Origin of the sequence: Streptomyces swartbergensis, from assembly GCF_002148965.1 — a bacterium.
GTDB classification, from domain to species: Bacteria; Actinomycetota; Actinomycetes; order Streptomycetales; family Streptomycetaceae; genus Streptomyces; species Streptomyces swartbergensis.
This window is the reverse complement of record NZ_NGFN01000406.1, coordinates 1-7,365: the sequence shown is the minus strand read 5'-3', so window position 1 is coordinate 7,365 and position 7,365 is coordinate 1. Positions and strand designations below refer to the sequence as shown.

General features: G+C 71.2%; 8 protein-coding genes. 2 read left to right on the top strand and 6 right to left on the bottom strand.

The window, feature by feature from the left end:
- The 5 genes from CA983_RS38165 to CA983_RS38145 all read right to left on the bottom strand — a co-directional run.
- The coding region (locus CA983_RS38165; protein WP_086605302.1) for a hypothetical protein at window positions 1-435 on the bottom strand (435 nt) is incomplete at its 3' end.
- A gap of 11 nt (window positions 436-446) precedes the next feature.
- The gene (locus tag CA983_RS38160; RefSeq protein ID WP_086605301.1) at window positions 447-953 is read right to left on the bottom strand and encodes a SigE family RNA polymerase sigma factor; all 507 of its coding nucleotides are present in this window, start codon (window positions 951-953) and stop codon (window positions 447-449) included.
- Window positions 954-1,160: 207 nt separating this feature from the next.
- Complete coding sequence (locus CA983_RS38155) at window positions 1,161-1,511, bottom strand: DUF8129 domain-containing protein (protein WP_086605300.1); 351 nt, start codon at window positions 1,509-1,511, stop codon at window positions 1,161-1,163.
- Between the two features lie 96 nt (window positions 1,512-1,607).
- Window positions 1,608-1,967 (bottom strand): DUF6479 family protein, encoded by a 360-nt coding sequence (locus CA983_RS38150; RefSeq protein WP_086605299.1) that lies wholly within the window; start codon window positions 1,965-1,967, stop codon window positions 1,608-1,610.
- A 37-nt stretch (window positions 1,968-2,004) separates the two neighbouring features.
- Window positions 2,005-2,409 (bottom strand): ChaB family protein, encoded by a 405-nt coding sequence (locus CA983_RS38145; RefSeq protein ID WP_086605298.1) that lies wholly within the window; start codon window positions 2,407-2,409, stop codon window positions 2,005-2,007.
- Between the two features lie 125 nt (window positions 2,410-2,534).
- Here CA983_RS38145 and CA983_RS38140 point away from each other — a divergent pair, with 125 nt between their 5' ends.
- Window positions 2,535-2,903, top strand: a complete 369-nt coding sequence (locus tag CA983_RS38140) for a four-helix bundle copper-binding protein (protein ID WP_086605297.1) — start codon at window positions 2,535-2,537, stop codon at window positions 2,901-2,903.
- Between the two features lie 93 nt (window positions 2,904-2,996).
- A complete protein-coding gene (locus CA983_RS38135) occupies window positions 2,997-4,175 on the top strand; it encodes an acyl-CoA dehydrogenase family protein (protein ID WP_086605296.1) in 1,179 nt (392 codons plus the stop codon).
- A gap of 157 nt (window positions 4,176-4,332) precedes the next feature.
- Here CA983_RS38135 and CA983_RS38130 read toward each other — a convergent pair whose 3' ends face one another.
- Window positions 4,333-7,281, bottom strand: coding sequence for a glycoside hydrolase family 3 C-terminal domain-containing protein (locus CA983_RS38130; RefSeq protein WP_086605295.1), 2,949 nt, complete (start codon window positions 7,279-7,281; stop codon window positions 4,333-4,335).
- Window positions 7,282-7,365: the final 84 nt, after the last annotated feature.

Below are 7,365 nucleotides of genomic sequence, written 5' to 3'. Positions count from 1 at the left end.
CGTGGGGGGTGCCGCAGTGGTCCGGCTCTCGGAGGCCGTGGCGGTCGGCGTGGGGCTGATTGTCGTGCTCGGGCCCCCGGGCGGCGTGCCGCCACCGGCTGTGGTCGCCGGCGCGGACGACTCCGGCTCGGTCGGAGTCGTGGTGGGGTCCGGGGAGTCGAATGTGGGCCCGCTGTCCTGCGAGGGGGTCGGGCTCGTCGCGGGCTGCGGCCGGTGATCGGCGGGCTGGGCCCTGGTGAGCATGTTCGGCAGCAGGGCGAGCCCGACGCTGAGCCCGGCCACCGCCACGGCGGAGCCGCCCGCCTTCCACAGCAGCCGCGACCGGCGGCGGGAGCGGATACCCGCGTGCAGCCGCTGGCGGTGTTCGGGCTCGTAGGGGGTGTGCTGCTGGGTGTCGCGCAGCAGCCGCGACAGGTCCCGCTCGAAGTCGTCCATCGCTTCTCCCTTCACCCCACGGGCCTGACGGCGTCGGACAGGATCTGGCGGAGCCGTGCGACTCCGCGCGACGCGTGGGACCGTGCCGTGCCCACCGGACAGCCCAGCGCCTCGGCGACCTGGGCCTCGGGCAGGTCCTCGTAGTAGCGCAGCACCACCGCGGCCCGCTGCTTGGCGGACAGCAGGGCCAACGCGGCCTCCAGCCGCGAGCGTTCCGCCACGGTGGACGACACATCCCCCGGACCGGCCCGGTCGGGCAGCTGCTCCACCGGGCGCTCACCCCACCAGCGCCGCTTCGCCGAGCGCGCCGCCATCCGCACCAGCACCGTGCGGACGTACGCCTCCGGAGCCTGCTCGGCGACCTTCGGCCAGGCGAACCACAGCTTCACCAGCGCTTCCTGCACCAGGTCCTCGGCCCGCTGCCGGTCGCCGCCCGTCAGCAGCCGCGCGACATGGAGCAGCGCCGACCAACGGGCGGCCACGAACTCGTCGAAGCCGTCCGCCCGAACCTGCTCCATCCCCACCGTCCCGCGTCTCAGTGACCCCCTGCACCACTGGAAAGACGCTGGACCCCACGTCACGCTGCACTTGCCGGTTGTGATCCACCTCACTCGGAGTCGTGCGAGCGTGGGCGCGCGTGCAGGGCGTGCGCGCCGGGCGCGCACGTGAAAAAGGGCCCGTGCACAGGCACGGGCCCTTCTGGTCGGCTCTGTCCGGCGGCGACGCTACGTGCGGTCACCCTTCGGCTTGCCCCGCTGATCGGGGGTGCCGTGCGGCGGCGGGCTGAACGGCTGCGGGGACGTGGCGGGCGAGACCCGGGAGCCTCCGTGTCCCTCGCCCGACTCGGGACGCAGGGCGCCCGGGTCGCCGGACGTCGGCTCCGCGCCCTCGCGCAACTGCTCGAGACGGGACCCCAGCAGCTCGGTCACCGGCAGCCGGTCGGCGTGCGACCGCTCGTACGCCAGCAGTTCCTCCACCTCGTCCGCGGACAGCGACCGCACCCGGCTCTCCAGGCCGCCTATCGGCAGATGGTCGTAGTCCGGCAGCGGGAGGGTGTCGCGGGCGGGATCGGCCATGGTTCTCACTTCCCTGTGTACGGCGTGTACGACGTGCGCGTATGACGGTTCACGTACGACGTGGGGTGCGGAGCGGAGTGCCGCGGGGAGCGGGGATCAGCGGCCGCCCGGGCCGCCGCTGCCGAACGAGCCGCTGCTGCCCTCGTTCCAGCGGGGACGCTCCTGGGTCGCGCTCCTGCGGTCGCTCTGGTTGCCGTGTCCCTTCAGCTCGTGCGGCGTCAGGCGACCCTGGTCACGGGGCACCTCGTCGGGCTCCCTCCGCTCCCTCGTCTCCCGGACGGGACCCCCGTCGGGCWGCCTGGGCTGCTCCTCGGGCCGCGGCGGGCGCCGACGCTTGTGCCGGAGGCCCAGGATGAAGGCGCCCAGCAGCAGGGCCACGACCGCCAGACCCGTCACGACGAACCCGAAGCCGGGGGCGTCCCCGCCCGCGGCCATCTCCATCCATGCGGTATTCATGGCTCGCGAGTACCCCTGGTCGTCCCCATGAACCTGCTCAGCCCGACCGTGCGGCCCGGGTCTTCGACCGGTTCTCCTTGCGGACGGCGTCCAGCAGCTCCGCCTTCGACATCCTCGACCGCCCCTCGACGCCCAGCCGCTTCGCGAGGTCGTACAGGTGCTCCTTCGAGGCCTGCTCGTCGACGCCCTCGCCGCTGCGGCCGCCCTGCTGCCGGGGCCGGGCCGACCGCGGGTCGGAGGGGCCCTTGCGGCCGCCCTCCTTGCGCTCCCAGTGGTCGCCGACCTTCTCGTGGGTGTGCTTCAGCGCCCCGTACGCCACCCGGTGCGCGCGCTCTCCCTCGCCGTACTGCTCCACGGCCGAGTCGTGCGCCTTGATCCAGGTGCGCTGTGCCTCCTCGGCGGAGCGCTCAAGGGTCGACGGAAGTTCCTCTCGCCCGGGCATGTGACTCACCTCCGCGCGTCGTCGTTCCCGGGCCTGCCGGGTGCCCGGCCGACGGGGCCGGAAAACCGTACGGAACCCTTGGCGGCACCGGGTTTGACCGGCATCGGCGGGGCTACCCGCGCGGTGTGACGACATCCCAGCAGGAGCTGTTCCGGTTCCTGGAGGACCGCTTCGCCTGTGCCCAGGCCTGCACCGAGTGCGCCCGGGCATGCGCGTTGCGCGCGAGCCTCGTGGATCCCGACGGCACCGAGAACCAGGAACTCGTACGACGCAAGGGCATCATGTGCGCGGAGGTCTGTGACGCGACCTGCCGTGTGCTGTCCGAACAGAACCAGGTGGACGAGACCAGCATCCGCGTCCAGGTGGAGTGGTGCCGGACCGTGTGCCTGGAGGCCGCGCACGTCTTCGACCGGCAGCCGGGGGCGGAGGACTCGGCGGCGGCGTGCCGTGCGTGCGCACGGGCGTGCACGGACTTCCTCGCCACGCTGAGGTGAGGAGGCCGTTCCGCGTCACTCGCCATTCCCAATTTCTGTAACACGTTCTACGGTGTGCGCCGACAGGACCGGCCTTGGGAGCCTGGAGGCGCCGTGCACCTCGACTACACGCCCGAGCAGCAGCGGCTGCGCACCGAACTGCGCGCCTACTTCGCCGAACTGGTCCCCGACCACGCGTACGCCCGGCACGGCGACCCGGCCACCCGGAAGCGGTTCTACCGCGAGACCATCCGGCGGCTCGGGGCGGACGGCTGGCTCGGCGTGGGCTGGCCGAAGGAGTACGGCGGGCGCGGCCTGAGCGCGATGGAGCAGTTCATCTTCTTCGACGAGGCCGCTCAGGCCGGCGTCCCGCTGCCGCTCATGGCGCTGAACACCGTCGGCCCGACGATCATGCGGTACGGCACCGACGAGCAGAAGGCGTCCTTCCTGCCGGGGATCCTCTCCGGCGAGATCGACTTCGCCATCGGCTACAGCGAGCCCGGCGCGGGCACCGACCTCGCGTCACTGCGGACCCGTGCGGTACTGGAGGGCGACCAATACGTCGTCAACGGCCAGAAGATCTGGACGACCAACGGCGACACGGCGGACTGGGTCTGGCTGGCGGTCCGTACGGATCCGGCCGCCCCGCCGCACAAGGGCATCACCATGCTCCTGGTGCCGACCACCGCCCCCGGCTACTCCTGCACCCTCATCAACACCCTCGCCTCGCACGACACCACGGCCAGCTACTACGAGAACGTCCGCGTCCCCGTCTCCCACCGGGTCGGCGCCGAGAACCAGGGCTGGCGGCTGATCACCAACCAGCTCAACCACGAACGCGTGACCCTGGCCGCCCACGGCACCATGGCGATCCGCGCCCTGCACGACGTGCAGCGGTGGGCGATGGAGACCAAGCTCGCCGACGGCCGCCGCGTCGCCGACCTGCCGTGGGTACGCCGCCTCCTGGCCCGGACCCACGCCCGGCTGGACGCGCTGAAGCTGCTCAACTGGCGGATGGTCGGTGCCGTCCAGGACGGCACCCTCACCCCGCAGGACGCCTCCGCCGTCAAGGTGTACGGCTCGGAGGCCCGGCGCGACGCCTACGCCTGGCTCATGGAGATCGTCGCCGCACCCGGCGCCCTGAAGGAAGGCTCGGCCGGCGCGGTCCTGCACGGCGAACTGGAACGCGGCTACCGCTCGGCGGTGATCTTCACCTTCGGCGGCGGCAACAACGAGATCCAGCGGGAGATCATCTCCTGGATCGGGCTGGGGATGCCGCGGGTCCGGCGCTGACGATCATCAGCTCATGGCGCAGGCCGGAGAGTGCTGAGAGGTGTCCAGCGGCGGCGCTGAGCGAGTGCTGAGGTGAGGTGCCGCCCGGGGCGGCCTTTCGACGCCCCGGGCCGTGGGTCCGCGTGTCGCGTGGCGAGGCGGCGGTTCGCCGTCCGCGTCAGCGCAGTGAGAACGTCGACAGTCTCTGGCCCTCGCTCAGCACGAGGTACACGTCCTGGCGTCCCTTGGCGGCGGTGGACAGAGGGGCGTTCACCGTCTCGTACGTGTAGACCGACTCCGTTCCGGACGCCGTCGCCGTACCGATGAGTGTGCCGGTCGGCGAGCCGAGCCGGATCTCGACCTTGCCGGCCGCTCCGGCCACCCGCGCACTGAACGTCGTGGCGCCGGAGCCCAGGTGGGCATCGGCGAACTCGAGCCAGGCCCCGTCCGCCGAAGCCCCCACCGAGGTTCCCCGGACCTTCGACTCGTCCACCAACCGGACACCCTCGTAGTCGTCGAAGTTCTCGGCGCGGGTCACCCGTGAGAGTTGCCGGGCCGGAATCGTCTCGCCGCGTGCCTTCAGGGACGTACGGGAGCGGATGTCCTCGGAGGACGCGCCCACGAGGACGTCGTACGTGCCGCTCTCGACCACCCACTTGGAACGGGTGACGTCCCAGTGTGCGAGATCCTTCGCCGTGAGCTTCAGCTTGACGGTTTTCGTCTGGCCCGGCTTGAGCGAGACCCGCTGGAACGCCTCCAGCTGCTTCAACGGCTGTTTGTCGCGTGAGACGCGCTGGTGGGTGTAGAGCTGCACGACCTCGTCCCCGGCACGCTTGCCGGTATTCGTGACGGCGACCTCGTATCCGTCGTCGAAGCGCTTCAACTTCCCGTAACGGAAGGACGAGTACGACAGTCCGTAGCCGAACTCGTAGAGCGGGTCGCCCTTGAAGTACTGGTACGTGCGGTCGTGCTTGATGTTGTCGTACTCCAGGATGGAGGGGAGGTCGGCCTCCGACTTGTACCAGGTCTGGGTGAGCCGTCCGGCCGGGTTCACGTCGCCGAAGAGGACGTCGGCGAGGGCGTTGCCGGTCTCCTGGCCCGCGTGGGTGGTCCAGAGGAGGGCCGGGACCTCCTTCTGGAGGGCGCCGAGGGTGGTCGGGTAGCTGTTCTCGACGACCACGACCGTCTTCGGGTTGGCCGCGCGCACTGCCTTGACCAGGGCTTCCTGGGACGGGGCGAGGCTCATGTCCTCACGGTCGTGGTTCTCGCGGCCGTTGATCGCCGGCATGGATCCGACCACCACGACCGCCGCGTCCTTGTCCTTCACCGCCGCCACGGCCTCCTCGGCGCCGCTGCGGACGACGTCCTTGGTGTAGCGCGCGGCCTCGGCCTCGGTGACCAGGCCGAGGGTGCCGTCGTCGCCGGTCGGGCCGAGGTAGACCGGGCTGGACCACCAGGGCTCCCGGGTCTCGTAGCCCGCGTACCGCAGCAGGTGCGTGCCGTCGGCCTGCGCCTCCAGCGCCAACTGCTGCTGCACGAACCACCCCCCGGGTTGCACCTGGTCGTTGACGAAGGTCGATCCCTTGGCGCCGACGTACTTGCCGTTCGCGGCCGACCGCAGCGTCACGATGCCCGCGCCCCAGTCGAACACGTCGAACTGGGTGGCTGCCGTACCGGACGAGGCGGCACTCTCCTGCAAGGCCTCGCCGTCGGCGTCCGTGCCCGCCGTCACGTACTCTCCGGTCTCCGCGTTCTTGAGCGCGATCCGGTCCACGCCCTCGCTGCTGGTCACGGGAGCGCCGAGCTTGGCGGAGATGCCCTCGGCAGGCGTCACGGCGTACGGCAGGGTGCCCGAGTACCAGTCGGTGTAGAGAGTGTCGGCAAGCGGGCCCACGACCGCCACGTCCTGGGACACGGAGCCCTTCAGGGGCAGGGCGCCACCCGAGTTCTTCAGCAGCACCGCCGCTTCGGCCGCCGCCTTCCGGGCCAGCCTCTGATGCGCCGGGCTGTTGATGACCGACTTGTCGATGGAGCCGTACTTCCCGCCGCCCGGGTCGAATTCACCGAGCCGGACGCGGATGCTCAGGATGTGCCCGGCCGCCGTGTCGACGTCCGACTCCTCCAACAGGCCGGACGACACGGCCGACGTGACGGCCCTCGTCGTGGGTTGGGGGTTCGCGTCGTCCGTTGTGAAGCTGTCGATGCCCGCCTTCAGCGCGGCCGCGTTGCCCTCGGTCAGGGTGCCGAAGTACTTCTGACTGCCGGTGCCGGTCAGGTTGTTGGGCGCGTGGGCGTCGGTGACGTTCAGGAGGTCCTGGGAGGTCCAGGTGCGTACGTCGTCGTCCAGCGCCGGATCGACCGTCGCCGGGCGGCCGTTGACGAGGTTGTAAGACGACATCACGCCGGTCGCCGCGTCCGCCTCGATCGACGGCCTGAAGGCCGGCTCCTCGTACTCCTTCAGCACGCGTGGGCGCAGGTCGGACGAGGTGGTGGTGCGGTTTTCCTCGTTGTTGTTGCCGAGGAAGTGCTTGAGCGTGGGCGCCGTCTTGAGGTGGTCGGGGTCGCCGCCGGTGAGGCCGGTGCCGTACGCGGTCGCCATCGAGCTCGTCAGGTACGGGTCCTCGGAGTAGCCCTCCTCGTTGCGGCCCCAGCGCGGGTCGCGGAGCGGGTTGACCACCGGGGCCCACAGGTTGAGGCTCCAGCCGGCCGGGCGCTCCTGCTGGAAGCCGCGTGCCTCGTCGCCCACCGCCGCGCCGACCTGCTTCATCAACGCCGGGTCCCAGGTCGACGCCAGGCCCACGGCCTGCGGGAACACGGTGGTCTCGCCGAGCCAGGCGACACCGTGCAGGGCCTCTGTGCCGGTCTTGAACGACTGGATGCCGAGGCGGGGGATCGCGGGCTGGTACTGGTGGAGCAGGGAGATCTTCTCGTCGAGGGTGAGCCGGGAGAGCAGGTCGTCGACGCGGCGGTCGACGGAGAGCTTCGGGTTGCGGAAGGCGTACGCGGGGACGTCCGCGGCGGCCGTTCCGGTGGCCGTGACGCCGAGTCCGGTGACCAGGCCCAGCGTCAGGGCCAGGGCGGGGACGCCCCGTCCCACGGTGGTTCTCCGTCTTCTCTTGCCTTTCATGGCACGGCTCCTTCAACYAGGGCCTGGCATTCGAAGCTTGGGCGAGATTGCTTCCGTGAGGGGGAGATGGGGGTGGTTCAGGGG